At 66.7% G+C, this 18,805-nt stretch carries 13 protein-coding genes; 7 read left to right on the plus strand and 6 right to left on the minus strand.

Annotated features, from left to right (window positions below; translation table 11 throughout):
* Positions 1-25: 25 nt before the first annotated feature.
* The 3 genes from K6142_RS05025 to ipdC all read left to right on the plus strand — a co-directional run bounded on the left by K6142_RS05025 (position 26) and on the right by ipdC (position 5,040).
* Positions 26-712, plus strand: coding sequence for a lactate utilization protein (locus K6142_RS05025; RefSeq protein WP_190244304.1), 687 nt, complete (start codon positions 26-28; stop codon positions 710-712).
* Between the two features lie 235 nt (positions 713-947).
* Positions 948-3,086 carry a succinate--CoA ligase subunit alpha gene (gene sucD / locus K6142_RS05030; protein ID WP_223380764.1) on the plus strand — a complete coding sequence of 713 codons (2,139 nt, stop codon included), beginning with the start codon at positions 948-950 and terminating at the stop codon, positions 3,084-3,086.
* A gap of 235 nt (positions 3,087-3,321) precedes the next feature.
* Positions 3,322-5,040: an indolepyruvate/phenylpyruvate decarboxylase gene (ipdC, locus tag K6142_RS05035; protein WP_012611197.1), complete on the plus strand. Its 1,719-nt coding sequence runs from the start codon at positions 3,322-3,324 to the stop codon at positions 5,038-5,040.
* Positions 5,041-5,177: 137 nt separating this feature from the next.
* Here the strand turns inward: ipdC and K6142_RS05040 are convergent, their stop codons facing one another.
* The 3 genes from K6142_RS05040 to K6142_RS05050 all read right to left on the minus strand — a co-directional run bounded on the left by K6142_RS05040 (position 5,178) and on the right by K6142_RS05050 (position 7,643).
* Positions 5,178-5,741 carry an ABC transporter C-terminal domain-containing protein gene (locus tag K6142_RS05040; RefSeq protein WP_190243616.1) on the minus strand — a complete coding sequence of 188 codons (564 nt, stop codon included), beginning with the start codon at positions 5,739-5,741 and terminating at the stop codon, positions 5,178-5,180.
* Between the two features lie 201 nt (positions 5,742-5,942).
* A complete protein-coding gene (locus K6142_RS05045; protein ID WP_223380765.1) occupies positions 5,943-6,206 on the minus strand; it encodes a hypothetical protein in 264 nt (87 codons plus the stop codon).
* Between the two features lie 1,095 nt (positions 6,207-7,301).
* Positions 7,302-7,643: a YkgJ family cysteine cluster protein gene (locus tag K6142_RS05050; RefSeq protein ID WP_190243618.1), complete on the minus strand. Its 342-nt coding sequence runs from the start codon at positions 7,641-7,643 to the stop codon at positions 7,302-7,304.
* Between the two features lie 296 nt (positions 7,644-7,939).
* On the opposite strand from K6142_RS05050, the gene K6142_RS05055 reads away from it, so the two are divergent.
* The gene (locus K6142_RS05055; protein WP_190243619.1) at positions 7,940-8,215 is read left to right on the plus strand and encodes a hypothetical protein; all 276 of its coding nucleotides are present in this window, start codon (positions 7,940-7,942) and stop codon (positions 8,213-8,215) included.
* A 277-nt stretch (positions 8,216-8,492) separates the two neighbouring features.
* On the plus strand, positions 8,493-10,229 hold the full coding sequence (locus tag K6142_RS05060) for a sensor domain-containing diguanylate cyclase (RefSeq protein ID WP_190243620.1): 1,737 nt from the start codon (positions 8,493-8,495) through the stop codon (positions 10,227-10,229).
* A 123-nt stretch (positions 10,230-10,352) separates the two neighbouring features.
* Here K6142_RS05060 and K6142_RS05065 read toward each other — a convergent pair whose 3' ends face one another.
* From K6142_RS05065 to K6142_RS05075, 3 genes are all read right to left on the minus strand, one after another.
* Complete coding sequence (locus K6142_RS05065; protein ID WP_223290208.1) at positions 10,353-11,828, minus strand: sigma-54 interaction domain-containing protein; 1,476 nt, start codon at positions 11,826-11,828, stop codon at positions 10,353-10,355.
* A 165-nt stretch (positions 11,829-11,993) separates the two neighbouring features.
* Positions 11,994-12,923 carry a glycyl-radical enzyme activating protein gene (locus K6142_RS05070; RefSeq protein ID WP_190243621.1) on the minus strand — a complete coding sequence of 310 codons (930 nt, stop codon included), beginning with the start codon at positions 12,921-12,923 and terminating at the stop codon, positions 11,994-11,996.
* Positions 12,924-13,069: 146 nt separating this feature from the next.
* Complete coding sequence (locus K6142_RS05075; RefSeq protein WP_190243672.1) at positions 13,070-15,565, minus strand: glycyl radical protein; 2,496 nt, start codon at positions 15,563-15,565, stop codon at positions 13,070-13,072.
* A 631-nt stretch (positions 15,566-16,196) separates the two neighbouring features.
* Here K6142_RS05075 and K6142_RS05080 point away from each other — a divergent pair.
* Together K6142_RS05080 and K6142_RS05085 are read left to right on the plus strand one after the other, a co-directional pair.
* Positions 16,197-17,033 carry an amidohydrolase family protein gene (locus K6142_RS05080; RefSeq protein WP_190243622.1) on the plus strand — a complete coding sequence of 279 codons (837 nt, stop codon included), beginning with the start codon at positions 16,197-16,199 and terminating at the stop codon, positions 17,031-17,033.
* Between the two features lie 617 nt (positions 17,034-17,650).
* Positions 17,651-18,766 carry an ABC transporter substrate-binding protein gene (locus K6142_RS05085; protein WP_190243623.1) on the plus strand — a complete coding sequence of 372 codons (1,116 nt, stop codon included), beginning with the start codon at positions 17,651-17,653 and terminating at the stop codon, positions 18,764-18,766.
* Positions 18,767-18,805 lie beyond the last annotated feature (39 nt).

Below are 18,805 nucleotides of genomic sequence, written 5' to 3' on the forward strand. Positions count from 1 at the left end.
AACGCACATCCTTCGGAGAAATACCATGAGCAAGACCGCCACCCCGCCCGCAAATCCGCCTGCGAATCCTGTGGACACCTTCTGGACCATCCGCCTGGCCACCACCAAGGAAGCCCTTGAAGCCAACAACTTCGAGGTGTCCATGGCCGAAAACCTGGCCGACGCGGCCCGCATCTTTCTGGAAGACATCCTGCCCGCGTCCGGCGCAAAAACCGTGTCCTTCGGCGGTTCCATGAGCATCGGCAAGAGCGGCGTGCCCGAGGCCCTGCGCGCCATGGATGCCATCGAACTGCTGGACACCATGAACTACAAGCTGCCCGCGGCGGAAATGTACGAACTGCGCCGCCAGGCCCTGCTGGTGGACCTGTTCCTGTCCAGCACCAACGCCCTTACCGTGGACGGCAAGCTGGTGAACCTGGACATGATCGGCAACCGCGTGGGCGGCATCAACTTCGGCCCCAGGAAGGTGGTGCTGTTCGTGGGCCGCAACAAGGTGGTGGACAGCGTGGACGACGGCATGCGCCGCATCAAGGAATTCTCCGCGCCCACCAACGCCATCCGCCTGGCCAAGAAGACCCCGTGCACCAAGGTGGCGGAGTGCATGGACTGCAAGAGCCCCGACCGCATCTGTAACGTCTGGACCATCACGGAAAAGGCCTTCCCGGCCAAGCGCATCCACGTGATTCTCATCAACGAGGACACCGGGCTGTAGCCGAACCCCGGGTTGTGCATTCAAGGGGGCGGAAAAACACGCCGCCCCCATTCCCTTGCGCGTCTGTTTCCGGCATGTTGGGGCGACTCACCTCGTCGGATGACCCGGAGCGGCGCAGCCATCGGCAACGGCAGCGCGATGCGCCCCTGGCAGGGCCGACACGGGCCGGACCGGGGCGCGCGGCGTCCCCGGCAGTTGGCGGCCCGCGCACCGCACGCCGCACGCAGGGGGACGGATGTTCCTGAACGAACACCAGAGCAAGAAGCTGTTCGCCGCGGCGGGGATTGCCGTCCCCGCCGGGGATTGTCTGGGGCCGGAAGACGTGGACGCGTATGCGCCGCCGTTTCCCGGCCCCTGGTACGTCAAGGCGCAGGTGCTTACCGGCGGGCGCGGCAAGGCGGGCGGCGTGCTGCGGGCCGATACGCCCGATGCGTTGCGCGCCACCGCGCGGACCATCCTGGGCATGACCATCAAGGGCCACGCCGTGCCCTTCGTGCGGGTGGAACCGGCCACGGACATTCGCAAGGAATGCTACCTGTCGTTCATGCTTTCGCGCCAGCGGCGCGAGATGCTGCTGACCACCAGCCACCGGGGCGGCATGGAGGTGGAGGCCACGGCGGACAGCCGCAAGCCGCTGGTGCAGCGGGTGCCGCTGGACGCGGGCCTGCGCGAACACCACCTGCGGGCGGCGTTCTTCGAACTGGGGGCGGACCCGGCGGGCTGGGCGGGCTTTCGCGACCTTGCCGAGCGCCTTTTCCGGGCAGTACGCGACGATGGCCTGCTGCTGGCGGAAATCAACCCGCTGGTATTCACCGGGGCAGGGCAGTGGGTGGCCCTGGACGGCAAGGTTGAACTGGACGACAACGTGGTGGACCTGCGGGCCGATCTGCAGGGCTACTACACGCCGGAACACCACGGCGCGGAAGAAAACGCCGCGCGCGATGCCGGGCTGAGCTACGTGGGGCTTTCCGGCTGGGTGGGCCTTTTGGTCAACGGCGCGGGCCTTGCCATGGCCACCATGGACCTGCTGAACTTTTCCGGCCTGCCCGCCGCCAACTTCATGGACCTTGGCGGAGCGGCGGACGGCGCGCGCATGCGCCGGGCGCTGGATTTGCTGTTTGCCAATCCGCAGGTGCGGGCGGTGTTCATCAACCTGTTCGGGGGCATCGTGTCCTGCGCCGGGGTGGCCCGCGCGCTCATGGAGGCGCTGGGCACGGAACGCGCCGTGCAACCCATAGTAATGCGTATGGCGGGGCACGAATCGGCGGAGGGCCGCGAACTGCTGCGCGCCTTCGCCCATCCGGACGTGATCATCGCCGACGAGGTGGCCGACGCGCTGGACGCCCTGCGGCGGCTGGATGAGGTGAACCGGGCCCACCGGACAGCGGGCACGGCCCCTGCCGTTCCGCCCGTTGCATACCCCCTTGCCGACGAGGCGTGGCCGCTGCCCCCCGCCGCCCGCAAGGGCTACCGGCGTTCCGGCAGGCGCGGCGTGCCGTGGCTGGGGCCGGATACCCGGGTGCTGGTGCAGGGCATCACCGGCAAGGTGGCCCAGCGCCACGTGCAGCTGATGCAGGAATACGGCACGCGCATCGTGGCCGGGGTAACCCCGTTCAAGGGCGGACAGAGCGTGCTGGGCGTGCCGGTGTACGATTCGGTGCACGAGGCATGCAGGCACCACCGCATCGACGCCTCCATCATTTTCGTGCCCGCGCCCTTCGCGCCCGATGCGGTCATGGAGGCGGCGGCGGAGGAAATCCCGTGGGCGGTGTGCATCACCGAAGGCATTCCGCAGCGGGCCATGCTTTCCGCGCTGAAGAACGTGCCGCCGTCGCCCACGCGGGTCATCGGCCCCAACACGCCGGGCATCATCGTGCCGGGGGCCACCAAGATCGGCATCATGCCGGGCTACGTGTTCACGCCGGGGCCGGTGGCCATCTTCTCGCGCTCGGGCACGCTGACCTACGAGGCGGCGGCACGCCTGTCGGCGGCGGGCATCGGGCAGTCGTTCTGCGCCGGGGTGGGGGGCGATTCGTTCATCGGCAGCGACTTCATCTCGCTGTTCGAGTGCATCCGCGACGACGACGCCACCGAGGCCGTGCTGGTGCTGGGCGAAGTGGGCGGCACGGCGGAAGAGGACCTGGCCCGCTGGGTGACCGCCACCGGCTTCGCCAAGCCGGTGCTGGGCTTCATTGCCGCGCGCACGGCCCCGCCGGGCCGCCGCATGGGCCACGCCGGGGCCATCCTGGACGAGGCCACCGGCGGCGTGGACGGCAAGTTGCAGGCCATGCGCGACGCGGGTTTTGCCGTGTGCCCCGACCTGGCCAGCCTGCCGGAACGGGTGGCCCGCGCGCTGGGCCGGGACGCGGGCTGACCCGCGCCGGATCGGCGGACGTTCCCCACGGGTGCGGCGGCTTCGGCTTGCCGCGCCCCGGCTTTTGGTCTAGGTGCGGTATGCCGTCATCTGGCCGCCCGCGCGGCGGCCTTGCGGCGCGTCATCCGGCATGTCTCCAGCATATCTCCGGCACGTCACCAGTCACGTCACTCGGCACATTGTCCGGCGCATAACCCGGCAGGTCACCGGGACCGCAAGCCTCACGAGGAAGAGCATGAACATCACCGAAGCGCTGCTGCACGCCCTGAAGGAACGCGGCGCGCGCGAGGTCTGGGGCATTCCCGGCGACTTCGCGCTGCCGTATTTCAAGATCATCGAGCAGACCGGCATCCTGCCGCTGGTCACCCTGACGCATGAGCCGGGGCTGGGCTTTGCCGCCGACGCCGCCGCGCGCATCCGCCGGGGGCTCAGCGTGGCCGCCGTCACCTACGGGGCCGGGGCCATCAACATGCTGAACGCCGTGGCCCAGGCCTTTGCCGAAAAGTCGCCGCTGGTGGTCGTTTCCGGCGCGCCGGGCACGGCGGAGAGGGCGCGCGGCCTTCTGCTGCACCATCAGGTGAAGACCGTGGGCTCGCAGTTCCGCATGTACCAGGAAGTCACCTGCGACCAGGGCATTCTGGACGACCCGGCCACCGCCCCCGCCATCATTGAGCGGGTGCTGCGCAACTGCCTTGAGCATTCGCGCCCGGTGTACCTGGAAATTCCGCGCGACATGCCCGCCGTGGCCTGCGGCCCGGTGGCCCCGCACATGCCCACCCCCTGCGATGCAGAGGCCGTGGCCGCCTGCGCGGCGGAAGTGTTGGCCCGGCTGCGCGCCGCCAGCCGTCCGGTACTGATGGTGGGGGTGGAGGTGCGCCGCTACGGCCTTGAGGACCGTGTGGCGGAACTGGCCGACAGGCTGGGCGTGCCCGTGGTCACCAGCTTCATGGGGCGCGGGCTGCTGGCTGGCAAGGCCTGCCTGCAAGGCACCTACATGGGCGTGGCGGGGGATGCCGCCATCACCCAGGCAGTGGAAGGCTCCGACGGCCTGTTGCTGCTGGGGGTGATCATGTCCGACACCAACTTCGGGGTGTCTGCCAGCCACATCGACCGCCGCCGCCTGATGCACGCCGAGGACCGCCAGGTGCGCATGGGCTTCCATACCTATCACGACATCCCGCTGGAAAGTCTGGTGGATGCGCTGCTGGCAGCCCTTCCTGAAGGCGGGCAGGCCTGTGCCGTTCCGGCAGGCCTGGACGGCGATGGGGGGGCGCTGGGCCGCAACGTGGTGTATCGGCGCGGTTTCGTGGCGGACGACGCCCCGGTGACGCCCGACGACATCGCCGTGCTGCTCAACGATTTCTACGATGGCGTGTTGAACGGACCGGCGGTCAGCGCCGAGCCGGATCCGTTCCCGTGGCCCTTTGGCGGGCGCCCCTTGCCGTGGCCGCTGGCCTGCGACATCGGCGACTGCCTGTTCACCGCGCTGTCGGTGCGCCCCGTGCCCATGGTGGGGCCGGGGTACTACGCCAGCATGGGTTTTGGCGTGCCTGCGGGCATGGGCCTGCAGGTGACCACCGGGCAGCGTTCGTTGACACTGGTGGGCGACGGAGCCTTCCAGATGACCGGCATGGAGCTTGGCAACTGCGCGCGTCTCGGCATCGACCCGGTGGTCGTGGTGTTCAACAACGCCTCGTGGGAGATGCTGCGGGTGTTCCAGCCGGAAACCTCGTACAGCGCCATCAATACGCTGGACTTCGCCGCCTTTGCCGATGCGCTGGGCGGGCACGGCTACCGCGTGACCACCCGGCGCGAACTGGCGGCGGCGTTTGCCTCGGCCACCACGGAGCGCGGGCGCTTCCAACTCATCGACGTGCGGTTGGAAAAGGGCGCCATTTCCGACACACTGGCCAATTTCGTGGCCGGGGTGAAGCGGGTGTCCGGCGTGAAGTAGCCGGGTGTGCATTCCGATTTCTTCATGTGACAAGGCCGGGGGCTGCCCGGCAAGACGCGCAAGCGAAGCGGGGCGCGGTCCGGTGGACCGCGCCCCGCATGCGTTCGGCGTCGAATCAGGGTGCCGTTGCGGCGCCGCTATTTTGCCGACTTGCCGAGAGACGCGAACGACACGGCGCTGCCGCCGCCCCCGCCGGAGGCCTGCTTGGCGGCCTGGGCCTGCAATTCGTTGATCTGCTGCTGCAACTCGTTGATCTGCTGATACAGCGGGCGGGTGACCGATTCCTTCACCCCGTCGGGCGAGGAACCCTGCTCCACCTGCGAGATTTGCTGCTGCAACTGTTCGATCTTCTTTTGCAGTTCCTCGATCTGCTTGGCCGTGGAATCGCCGCCCGAACCGCCACCATCAGCGGCGGCAGAGGCAGAGGTGGAGGAAGAGGCCGACGCGTCGGCGGTGTCTCCGTCCGTCGTGCCCGCTTCGGTCAGGGTGCCCGCCTGCTGGGCGGCGTCCGCCTCGGCCTGCTGGCGCGCGGCCAGCATCTCGCGGGCAAGGCGCATGGCTTCCTCGGATATGGACACCCGGTCGCCGGACTGCGTGGCGGCAACACTTTGCGTGGCACGCCGGGTGTTGGAGATGCCCGAAATGTAGTCGGTGGACGACACCCCGTAGCCCTGCATCAATTCCATTGTCCAATCGCTCATGAACGCACCCTCCATGCATGGTTGGCGGCTGTCCGCCCCGCGTCTGCGGCTGTTTCGGCTGCCACGGGGAGGGCGGGACGCGCTTGGCTCCCGGCAGGACCTGCCGCCCATTTCGGCGTGCGAGCGGGCATGCAAAAGACGTGTAAGGGGAAAAGGTTTCCCTGTGCTCCGGCAGGCGCGGATTGCCGGGTTTGCGGCGCTTCAGTCCGTGCCTGCGATGCGGGCAAGGCGGGCGGGAGTATAGATGATGGCGTTCATGGCGCTGTCCGGAATGCGCTGAAAGCCGAAGCCCAGATACCACTCGGTCAGCGTGCGCTGGTCCAGGCAGCCGTTGCCGTGGGCCAGGGGCAGGGCATTGGCCACAATGTGCAGTCCGTGGCGTTCGGCAATGGCCACCAGCAGGGCCATGGCCTGCGAGCCGTGCCCGGCGCGTCGGGCGTCGGAATGGATTTGCAGCAGCGACATGCGGTCCTCCCAGAAGCACACCAGCATGCGCACCGGCCCCAGTTGCCGGAAGCCGGACCGGCTGCCCGGCACGGGCGTAGTGTGGTGCAGGTAGCACTGGCGCGCGGCCTGCGTGGCCGGGGGCAGGCCCGCCGGGGCAGCGGGTGTTGACGCCGAGGCTGCTTCCCGCGTCGGGTGGTGGGACCTGAGGGAGCCATGCAGACCGGAAGATTCCGGGACATCCGCAACGCCCGGCGCATTCCGTGCGTCCGGTGCCGCCGACAGTGCGGGAGGGGGCACCGGGGGGATCACGGAATGGGGTACGACGGCGTTGCGGGACGTGGGGGTGGTGGCGTGCGTGGATGCTTGCGCGTGGTGCGACATGGGGTGGTACCTCGTGAAGGTGATGGATGCGGGGTTGAAGAGGCCGGGGAGCGGACGACGCAAAAGTCCCCCCTTTCCGTTGCGGAGAAAGGGGGGACGTCCGTGGCCGGAACGGCCGAGGTAATCAGGACTACCCCCCGTGCGCCTCGCGGACGGCACGGAGGAAGATGCCGCGCGGGGCGGCGGTGGAGCGGAAGCGTCCGGAACACGCACCACGGCCATGCGCGGCGCACGGGGGCTGCGGCGCATTGACGCGTGTGAAGATGTGTTTTGTGGTGGTGTTCTGCTGCTGCATGAGGTTGGTGGAGGAATACACGTCTTGATGACGTGTGCATGATGTGTGAGTTATAGACACCATGATTACATGGATGAATGTTGAAGTCAAGCCTGTTTGCGAAAATTCATGACACCCATGACCTGTGCGGAAAGGAAGCGCCCTGTGGTGCACTGCGTGATGTGAAATGCTTCTTATAGTCCATGGTACGTGCTTTTAAAACTGCACATTACGTTTGAAAATACTGCAAGGTGTATGCGGAACAGTATGCGATTGGCCGTGTGGTGTGGTGGCAGGGGTGGTGGCCCCTGACGTAGCGGGGGGCGTGGCGAAGGCTGGTGCAGTTGTCGGGCGGGGGCGCCTGGGCTACGCGTGGCAGGTGGCATGCCGGGCAGGCTGTAAAGGGACATGCCGGGCAGGCGGGCAGGTGCGTGGCCACATTCGTGGGCGGTTGGCGCTCAGGGCCGGGCCAGGCAGCCGATGCGCCGGGCTTGGGCGCATCCTGCCGGATAGTCGCGGCAGAGGGTGGGCTTGGTCTCGTGGATGGAGCAGATGCCGTGCCCGTCCGGGGTATGGCGCAGCCACGGGCAGTGGCCGTCATCGCCGCCGCCGCTGCCCCCGCCGTCGGCACGGGGCGAAAGCCAGACCTCGTGGGTCGTGCCGTCGGGGCCACGGGTTTCGCCCACCCTGCACAGGATGTCTTCCCGCCCTTCGCGCCGCCAGCGGGCCACGTCGCCCGCGTCCACGGTCATCAGGTGCAGCAGGGCACAGCACTTTCCGCAACGCACACAGGTGGGCATGGGGCCTCCGGCGGGTAGGGGGTTCCGGGTTGGACCAGTTTACCGCGTGTGCAGGCCGCCCGCCATGAGAATGCCTGCACGCGTACGGGCTGGTCAAAGATGCCGGGCGGGCGGCTTTGCGCAAAAAACACGCGCATGGCGTGTTGCCAGCGGGGTGCGCCGGGTGTATCCGCAGGAAAGTCGGCGGCAACAACGCATGGCGGACCACATCCGCACCACGCCGCCAGATGTGGCGCACCGCCCGTGCCGCCGCCAACCATACGTAACGAAACGCATTGCCCGGAGGTATGCCTTCCATGTCACAACTCTCGCAGACGGATCCCGATGGCCTTGAAATCCATGACGTTGACTTCATCCAGACCGACGGCATGACGGAAGGGACGGGGACGCTGGTCATCGAGATGACCCTCGACGACGAACGCGAGGTGACGCGCATCCATCGGAATGTTCCCGAACACTTGTACGAGGCGTGGGAACAGCACGACTTTGGCCCCGAAATGTACGTGGCCGAGATCGAGGACGCCTTTCCCTTCGACGAGGAAGAGGACGAAGAGGCCGACCTGGCCGATTAGGATGCCCGGCCGCGCGGTTTCGGCGCGGCATGCCATTGTTTGCAACGCCCCGGCGGCCATGGTCGCCGGGGCGTTTTGCGTGTGCCGGGCACGGTCATGGCGATTGCCTGTCGTGGGTTGGTGCGGTTATCGTGGGTGACGGGGATTCGCGCGCGGTTTGCGCCCCCGGCGGTTTTACAGTTCCGCGTCCGGGGGGACGGGTGGGGCACGCGCACCGGTACGGGGACACCGGTACGGGCGCGTGCCGGGCGGCATGCAGGGGGGCGAGGGAGGGGGCATGGCAAGCTTCGAGCGTCATCGGAACACGCCCACCATGGGGGTGCGCGGCTGGCTGTTGCTGCTCGCGCTGGTCGCCGGCCTGCCCACCACCATGTTTTCCGTGTTCGCCATGGTCGAGCACATGCGGGCACAGCAGGAGAAGACCGACGCGGAACTGCGGCGGCAGGTGCTGGCCGTGGCCCAGGCCGTTGATGCGGAACTGTCGGCCAAGGCGGCCATGCTGCACGCCCTGGCGGCCTCGCAGGATCCGGAAAGAATGGATATCGGCCAGTTGTACCGCCAGGCCAAGGGCGTGGGCAGCGTGCACCGCGAGGTGCAGTCGCTGGCGCTGGCGGGCCATGACGGCAACCAGGTTTTCAACACGTGGGAACCGCTGGGCGTTGTGCTGCCGCCCACGGGCGACTTGGCGTCCGTCCGGCGTGCCCTGGACGAGGACCGGCCCGTGGTGTCCGACCTGTTTCAGGGCAGCATCCTGCTCCAGCCGGTCACGGCGCTGGGCGTGCCGATGCAGGTGGACCGGGGGCACCGGTACGTGCTGCGCATGTACATCGGGGTGGCGGCGTACGCCCGCCTGCTGGAGGAGGAACGCCTGCCGGAGGGGTGGGCCTCCACACTGGTGGACGGGCAGGGGACCATCCTGGCCCGGACGCTGCGGCCCGAGGTGACCGTGGGGCAGGTGGTGGGGCCGCGCCTGCGCGAGATGTTTCGCTCTTCCGAAGTGATGGAAGCAGACAATCGCGAGGGGGATCCCGTGCGCTTTGCCGTGGCTCCGGTGGGGGGGTGGGGCTGGCACGCGGTGGTGCAAGTGCCCGTGGCCATGTTGCAGGCAGCCATGCGCGATTATCTGTTGCACCTGGCGGGCATTGGCGGGGCCTGCATCGTCATGGGGTTTGCCGGGGCGTGGCTGCTGTCGCGCCGATTCGTCAGGGAGGTGGAACTGGCTGCCCGTTCGTGCCTTCTGCCGCAGGCGGAGGACGAACCGGCCCGCCGCACCATGGTGCGCGAATTGCGCCAGGTGGGTGATGAACTGGCCGCCGCCCGCGAGCGCGAGGAAATGGCCCTGCGCGACGGCCTGACCGGCCTGGCGGGACGGGCGCTGTTTCTGAGGCATGCCCGGCGCCTTCTGGAAACCAGCCGCCACGACACATCATTGCGGCTGGCCGTCATGTTCATCGATCTTGACGGGTTCAAGCAGCTCAACGACCAGTACGGCCACGCCGAAGGAGATGCGGTTCTGCTTCGCACGGCCCGGGTGCTGGAGGGCGCGGTGCGCTCGTCGGATGTCGTGGGGCGTCTGGGCGGGGACGAATTCGTGCTGTGCCTGGTCTTGCAGGCCGACACGGCCTGCGAGGTGGCCCGCGGCGTGGCCGCGCGCGTGGTATCCGGGGTGGCGCAGATAGGGCTTGGCGTCGGATGCAGCGTGGGCATCGCGCTGGGCAGGACGGGCGGATATCCCGAATTGTCGGAAGAGGACGCCCCCGCAGGGCTGCCGGACGATGGAACGGACGCCGGTCAGGCTGCCATGCGCCCGGAAGATGCTGGTGCCGGGACTGGTGGCGGAAGCGGCGGGGCGGATGGCCTTGCGGACGGCAGCCCCCATAGCGTGGGGGCAACGTTGCCCGGCGCCCCCGCCCCCCTGCGCGTTCTGCTGGAAGAGGCCGACAAGGCCATGTACGTGGCCAAGCAGGCGGGCAAGAACAGCTACCACCTGCAGGACATGTCCACCTGCGAGTGAGGTTGTGGCGCTGCCCGGCATCTTCCGGCACGGCAGGGGAAGGGCGAAAGATGCCGGCCCGGCGGGCAGTTGCCCTCGGCATTCGGCAGCCGTCTTCCCGCGTCCCGGTTGCGGCGCGGATTATCAGCCAGTCTTGCCAGCTTCGCCAGTCTTGTTGATCCCGCCAGCCTTGTTGATCCCGTCCGTTCCGCCGGTCTCATCCTGACCATCGGGTTCGCTGCCGGGGGACTGTTCGCGCAGTTTCCGGAAGATGGTTGTGCGGCTGACCTTGAACAGGCGCGCCACCTTGTTCACGGAGCCATGCCGGGTGATGGCCCGCTCCAGGATTTCGCGCTCTATTTCATCCATGATTTCGCGCAGTGCACGCGGTTCCTGCATCTCCGGCATGGTGTAGGCTTGGCCGGGGCGGCAGGCCTCGGCCATGTGCGGGGGCAGGTCGGCACAGGTGATGGTGGGGCGGTCTCCGGTAACCACCATGCCCTGGATGAAGTTCTGCATCTCGCGCACGTTGCCGGGCCAGCCATAGCTTTCCAGAGCGTCCAGTGTTGATTCCGCAATTTCCATGGATCTTCGGTACTTGGATGCGTAGCGCTCCAGAAAGTGGCGGGCCAGGGGGGCGATGTCCTCGCGCCGTTCGCGTAGCGGCGGGATTTGCAGCACCGCCACGCTCAGTCGGTAGAACAGGTCGCTGCGGAACTTGCCGGTGCGCACGTCGTCGCCCAGGTCGCGGTTGGTGGCGGCGATGATGCGCACGTCCACCTTGCGCGGCTGGGTGGCGCCCACGCGGGTTACCTCCTGGTCCTGCAGCACGCGCAACAGCTTGGTCTGCATGGACAGGGGCAGTTCGCCTATCTCGTCCAGAAACACGGTGCCGCCTTCCGCCATCTCGAAATAACCGGCCTTGCCCTTGGCGTTGGCGCCGGAAAAAGCCCCCGGCACGTACCCGAACAGTTCCGATTCGATGAGGTTCGGGGCGATGCTGCCGCAGTCCACCTTCAGGAACATGCGTTCGCTGCGGGGGCTGTGCTCGTGCGCCAGGCGGGCCAGCACGTCCTTGCCGACCCCGGTCTCGCCCAGCAGCAGGAGCGTGGCGTCCGTGCCCGCCACCCGTTGCAGCCGCGCCACCAGTGACCGCATGGCCTCGCTGCAAAAAATGGGGTGCGTGGGCGATGCGCTGGTCTGGATCATGCTTTCCAGACGCTCGTGAAATTCGTCGATGAGCTGTTTCTGCTGGGCGATCTGGTCGCGGAACTGGGTGATCATGGTGATGTCCCGCGCGAAGGTGACCACCAGGCACACCTCGCCCGTCTCGTCCAGCACGGGGTAGCCGCGCAGGATGATCTTCTTTTCGCCGCGCACGTTCTGCACCGAGGTGGACGGGCGTCTGGAACGCACGATCTCGGGGTTGACGATGCGGTCGAAAACCCCTTCCTCCACCAGCGTGGTGACATTGCGACCGCGCAGGTCCTGCTGGCGCAGGCCTGTCAGCTGCTCGTACATCCGGTTGACCAGCAGGGTGGTGCCGTCGCGGTCCGAGATGTAGATGCCGTCGCTGAAGATGTCGATGATGCTTTTGAAATGCTGGAGTATCTTTTCCATGGTGCGGCCTTGGCCCCCTGGCGGGATGCGGCGATGCGCGGGCGGGAACGGAAGACGCCGCGTGCCCCATTGCCGTGTGGCGGACACCGTGGCGGGATGGGGCTGGGGCAACCGTACGGCAGGACGCGCGGGCGTGCAAGACACCGAGCCGCCGCCGGGGGGGGGCTAGCCCTTACCCCGACGGGCGGCCACGAGGCGCAGCAGCCCCGACATGCGCGCCTCGTCCAGCTTCACCTCGCCCATGGGCGTTTCACGTCCCAGGAAGTGGTACTTCTGGGTGCCCAGCCGGTGGTAGGGAAGCAGGCTGTATTCCACGTGAGGGTATGGCGCAAGGACGTCGAGAATGGCTGAAATGGCCGCTTCGTCGTCGTTGAACCCGGGTATGACGGGGGTGCGCACCATCACGTGCAGTTTTGGGTGATGTTCCATCACCCGAAGGAAATTTTCCAGGATCAGCGTGTTGGTCACGCCGGTTCCGGCCTCGTGCCGGGCCGGGTCCACGTGCTTCAGGTCGAAGAGCAGGGTGCGCGCCAGGCGGCAGGCCTCGTCCAGGGTTTCCCACTGCACGTGGCCGCAGGTTTCCACGGCGGTGCCGATGCGACGCCTGCGCGCCTCGCGCAGCAGGGCCAGGGCAAAGTCGCCCTGCATCAGGGGTTCGCCGCCGGAAAGGGTCATGCCGCCGCCGGATCGGGCATAGAACAGGCTGTCCTGTTCCACCGTGCGCAGTACCTCCTGCACCGTGCGCCGTACCCCGTAGGTGATCAGGGCATTGGACGGGCAGACGGAGGTGCAGTCGCGCGTGCATTCCGCGCACAGGGCCCGGTCGATGGTGATGCGATCATCCTCCCCGCGCGATATGGCCCCGGACAGGCACATTTCCACGCAGCGCACGCATTGCGCAAGCCCGAGACACCGGCCTGTGTTGTAGGCCAGTTGAATGCGCGCGGCCTGCGATTCCGGATTGGAGCACCAGTCGCACCGCAGCGGGCACCCTTTCAGGAAGACGACGGTGCGGATGCCCGGGCCATCGTGGACGGAGTATTTCTGGATGTTGAAGACGATGCCGTTGACGTTTGTGTCGTCCGTGGGGTTCATGCGAGAGTTCCGGTGCACCCGTCATACGGGGTTTACGTGTCGCAACGTGCGTGTGGCATGAAACGGCATGTCCTGTGGGGCGCTCCTCCCGCAGGCTCGGAGGAGCGCCCCATGGCGCGGCGGGTCCGGCCCGCCGTCGCCCCGGACTACATGGTGCCGTGTTCGGTACGGGCGATCAGGTCGTTCTGCAGGTCGGGCGACAGGTCCACGAAGTAGGCGCTGTAGCCCGCGATGCGCACGATGAGGTTGCGGTACTTCTCGGGGTCGCGCTGGGCGGCCAGCAGGGTTTCGCGGTTGATGACGTTGAACTGCACGTGCCACAGCTTCAGGTCGCAGAAGGTGCGGATGAACGAGACCAGCTTCTGGGTGCCGTCGTCGCCTTCCAGGCATTTGGGCGTGAACTTGATGTTCAGCATGCGCGCCGCGCGCGCCCGGTAGCCATAGTTCTTGGAGTGGAAGTTGGAGAGCATCACCGCCGTGGGGCCGTTGACGTCGGCCCCGTGCGAGGCGGACGAACCGTCGGACAGCGGGGTCCATGCCTTGCGTCCGTTGGGGGTGGCGCTGACCACCTTGCCGAACGGCACGTGCGAGGTGAAGGGCACGTAGCGCACGTCGTTGTGCATGCCGAGGTCTTTGGAGTAGCGGGCGCCGTATTCCACGGACAGCAGGTCGATGTCGCGGGCTATGGTGTCGGCGTAGTCGTCGTTGTTGCCGTAGCAGGGGGCGTTGCGGAGCATCTGGCGCACGTCCTCCCTGCCCTCGAAGTTGCATTCCAGGGCATCGATGACTTCCGCCATGGTCAGGGTCTTGTCTTCGAAGACCACCTTCTTCAGCGCCGCCAGCGAGTCCACCACGGTGCCGTAGCCGATGTACTCGAAGTAGCCGAGGTTGATGCCCTCGGGAATCTGCGGGGTGTGCAGGTCGAGGCAGTGCTTCATGCACAGGTCGTGCAGGGTGGAGCCCATGGGCTGCGCGAAGTGGCGGGCACGCAGGTTGTTGATGATGTGCTGCTGCATGAAGGCCGTCTTCAGGAACAGCTTGTGCTGCGCCACGTAGGCGTTCCACAGGTCGTCCCAGGTCTTGAATTCGCGCGGGTCGCCGGTGTGTTCGCCAAGGTCGGCCTCGCCGTACTTCTTCATGCGGCCATTGTAGAGCACCATTTCCAGCGCGGCGGCGAAGTTGATGTAGGCGCCGCCCGAGGTGTAGGTGTCGCGGTTGGGCATGCGCGCCTCGGTGCAGCCCGACACGGCGTAGTCGTACGCTTCCTCGAAGGTGGCCCCCTTGGAGACGTAGAGGGGGATGATTTCCTCGTCGTTGATCAGCTTGGGAAAGCCCGAGCCATCCTTGATGGTTTCCGCCACTTCCCACAGGTAGCGTTCCGGCGCGCGCGAGTGGATGCGCGCCGCAAGGTCGGGGTAGTGCAGCGGGAATTCGCGCTTGGACTTCAGGAACAGATAGGTCAGGTCGTTGGTGGCGTCACTGCCGTCGGGGGTCTGGCCGCCCACGGTCACCGCCTCCCAGTGGGCGTAGCCTTCGTTGAAGGCGCCGCCGGTGGGCGAGATGTACAGGTCGATGAACTGGGCCATGCCCACCCACATGCACTCGATGAGTTCGAGGGCGGAATCTTCGGTCAGGCGGCCTTCGGCCAGGTCCTTCTTGTAGAAGGGGTAGAAGTACTGGTCCATGCGCCCGTTGGAGACGATGGTGCCGGTCTTCTGCTCGATGCGCGAGAACATCTGGGTGAACCACTGCGACTGCACGGCCTCGCGGAAGGTGCGGGCAGGGTGCTCGGGCACGCGTTGGCAGATGTCGGCCATGGCCAGCAGTTCGGCCTTGCGGGCGGGGCTGCTTTCCGCCGCCGCCTTTTCACGGGCCAGGGCGGCATGACGCCTGGCCCAGGTGACCATGGCGTCGCACACGATGGTCACGGCTTCCAGGAAGGGGCGCTTCTCGCAGTTGTCGGCGGGGCTCAGCGGGTCGAGGGCGGCCAGTTTGTCCAGCGCCTCCTGCTTCAGGCCGCCGAAGCCCTTTTGCAGCACCTTCTCGTAGTCGTGCACCCATTGGATGGACGAGCGGAACGACGAGGTCTCGTTGACGATGAACCGCGAATGCAGGCCGTCGGAGTCATCGTAGGTCAGCTTGTGCACTTCCGCGGGCAGGGCCATGTTCAGGTGTTCGTGGTAGGTGCGGCCCTTCCAGTAGGGGGCGATTTCCTCCACCACCACCCGGGCGTCTTCCGGGGTGATGGTGAAGGGCGATTCGGTGCGCTTGGGCAGATCCTCTATGGCAAGGCCCAGGAAGTCGCCGTCCAGTTCCGGGTACAGGATGCCGTAGCGCCCCTGTGCGCCGGCGCGCCCCGCCAGCAGCTGGTGGTCGTCGATGTACACGGTGATGTTCTCGGCCACGTGCAGCATGGCTTTCGCCCAGCGCAACACCAGCGGCTGACCCTCGGTGACGCGCATGGACCGGGTGAAGTACAGTGCGCGTTCCACGTCGATGCGCGGGCGCAGCCCCTCGAAGGACTCGAGGATGGTGAACACTCGCCGGTGCCCGGCGCGGAAGCGGTCCTCCTTGCCTTCCATCTTGTCGTACAGGCGCTGTTCGTGCGGGGTCATGACCTCGCAGCATTCGGGATTGCGCATCTCGCTCACCTCTGATCCGTTTGATGTTGTCGCGATCGACCGTCCCCATGCGGTGGACGGCGACCGGTGGCAGAACAGGTATCCTTTGCTGAAGCCGGGCGCCACGGCCATGCATGCGCAGGCGGGGTACGGGGCTGCGTCTTCGTACGGGCGTGTGCTGCGCTCCTGTCCGGTGGCGTCGTCGTCAGCATGGTTGCCGTCGTCAGTGTCGCCGTCAGCGTTGCCGCTCATGATGCACCGACCGTGCCAAGGCGGCGCAAGGGCGTGCGGAATGGCGGGGTGGAGAAAAATGAACAATGCAGCCGGTGGGTTGGGGCTGGCTGGTGTCTGTGGACGCGCCGGAGAAGGACGCGCGCGGGCCGTGGCCTGGCCGGGCGGCAGGTGCAGTCATGTTGCATTTCCGTAACATGTCCGCATCGGATGAATGGAAACAGGGGGTTGTGCGGGGGTCCGGCATGATGCATGGGCGCAACATGGCGCAACATGGCGCAACTTGATGCAACATGGCTCAACATGAACGCGGCATGGGTGCAGGGATGCAAGGGGCACGGGGGCACGCCGCTGCACCGCACGACCGGGGCGGCATGTCTCTTGCTTTTCGGGGTGCACACCCCTTACCTCAGGAGTCCCCATGCCTGTCATCGACTTTCGCTTCCGGCCCAATACGCCGGAAACCATCACCGGCATCGCCACCAGCAACATGTTCAAGGCTGCCTGCGCGGCCATCGGCTTCGAACGGCGCAAGCCCCAACCCCTTGAGGACATCGTGGCGGGCCTGGCGGCGCGCGGCGTCACGCGCTGCGTGATCACCGGGCGCGACAGCGAGACCACCTACGGCTCCCCGTCCAACAACGGGAGCGTGCTGGCCTTCGTGCGGGCGTATCCGGAACTGTTCACCGGTTTCTGGGGGGTGGACCCGCACAAGGGCATGGCCGCCGTGCGCGAACTGCGCCACGCCGTGGCGGAACTGGGCATGCGCGGCGCCGCCATCGACCCGTACCTGGCGCACCTGCGGCCCGACGAGGCGCGCTACTACCCGGTGTACGCGGCCTGCTGCGATCTGGGCATCCCGGTGGTGGTCACCACGGCCCCGCCGCCGCAGGTGCCCGGCGCGGTGATGGGCTACACCGACCCGCGCCACGTGGACGTGGTGGCCCGCGACTTTCCGGACCTGCGCATCGTCATGAGCCACGGCGGGTATCCCTTCGTGAACGAGGCCATCTTCGCCTGCCTGCGCAACGCCAACGTGTACATGGACTGCTCGGAGTACGAGCTTGCGCCCATGGCCGATGCCTACGTGCAGGCCATGAACACCCTGATCCCCGACAAGGTGGTGTTCGCCAGCGCGCATCCGTTCATCGAACAGGCGGACGCGCTGGACATCTACGCCAGCATGCCCCTTTCCGCAGAGGTGCGGGAAAAGGTGATGTACCGCAATGCGTTGCGCGTGCTGGGAGAGACGGCATGAGGCCGTCTGGCGGGCGGTAGTCCGGCCCGGCTGCCTTGCGGGGACGTGGAATGAACGTTCATGCTTTCCCAATCTGACGTGTCTTGATGAGTGATCGATCGCTCATGCTCCGCCGTTGATTTCGCAATAGCCATCAATACTCTTGTATTGATGGCTTTTCTTTTCAAGGCCGCGTGTGGCTTGGAGGCGTCTGGCAGTGGTGCGCTTGGCGGGGCGAATGGTTGCATGTTTGCAACATGGTTGCACTGTTGTAACGTATTCGCGTAATATCCTGAAAGTAAAGGAGTACCGTTGTGGCTGGCTGGTGTGATATCGGAAGGTTGGTACAAAAATGCAACATGATCCGGCTCGGATGGGCAGGCGTTTTCCATGATTGTGCCTGACGGGAACAAGGTGGGTGCGTGAAATGCGCTGCAACTCGCTTTGGTATCGTACTTGCTCTGGCCACATCAGGGTCAGCCCCCCCGCCGCACGAACGGCGCCCGCGTGAACCATGCTCTGACCAGGGGGAACCCCTGAGTTGTACCGGCAATGGAACGAAACCCGACCGGCAGCGCCTTGATGAGCCGGAGCAACCAGATCAACACAACCCGCACCCGGACCGCAGGAGAAACACGATGCTAAGACCGTCATGGCGTTTCATCACGGGCCTGACCCTGCTCACGCTGTCCCTTGCCTCCACCGCGATGGCCGAGAAATTCGTGGTGGGCTACCAGCCTTACGACACCATCTCGTACCAGGCCATCGTCAACGCGGAACTCGGCCTGTGGAAGAAGTACGTGCCGCAGGGCACGGAAATCGAATTCCAGGGTGCGCTGCAAGGCACCGTGGTCGCCAACAACATGTTGGCCGACAAGGCGCACATCGGCTACATGAGCGTGATGCCCGCCACCATCCTGTGCTCCAAGCCCGAGCAGGCGGAGATCAAGATGGTGGCCACCCTGGGCATGTCCGAGGGCACCCGTTGCTCGCTGGTCCTGGTCCGCAAGGACGCCCCCCGCTTTGAATCCGTCGAGGCCCTGGCCCGCTGGATGGACGACAAGGTCATCGCCGCGCCCAAGGGCAGCGCGTCCGACCAGTACCTGATGCGCTTCTTCGAAAAGTACAACGTGAAGCCGAAGGAATACCTCAACCAGTCCATCGAGGTCATCGGCACCAACTTCCGCATCGGCAAGATCGACGCCGCCTCGCTGTGGGAACCCACCCTGTCGCGCATCGCCGACGACGTGGGCGAGGGCGTGGCGCACATCGCCGCCGACGGTCGCGCCTGCGACAACCCCGATCTCGGCATCCTGGTCATGCGCAAGGACTTCATGGAGAAGCACCCCGACGTGGCCAAGGGCTACCTGCGCGCCGAACTGGAGGCCCAGCGCTTCCTGCTGGACCCCGCCAACTGGTCCAAGGTCATCGACATGGTGTCCAAGCACGCCAGCGGCATTCCCAAGCAGGTGCTGTGGTACTCGCTGTACGGCAAGATTCCGGCCGATTCCAAGGAATCCGTGCGCGAGTGGAAGTCGTTCTACTTCAACGAGCGTGAACGCAAGAACATCGCCGAAGTGGCGCCCTTCCTGCTGAAGGACAAGCGCATCAAGGCGCTGCCCCCCGAAGGCACCGTGGATGACGCCATGGCCCGTGCCGCGGTCAAGGAAGCCGGCATCACCCCGGTCAGCGACAGCGTGACCCTGGGCGTGATCGAAGGCGCCCCCGCCAGCGCCAGCCCGTTCAAGGAGTAAGGACCGACGGTCCGCCTTCCCGTGGCGGGCGCGGGACGC

This window comes from Nitratidesulfovibrio sp. SRB-5 (assembly GCF_019931275.1).
Classification (GTDB): Bacteria; Desulfobacterota; Desulfovibrionia; order Desulfovibrionales; family Desulfovibrionaceae; genus Cupidesulfovibrio.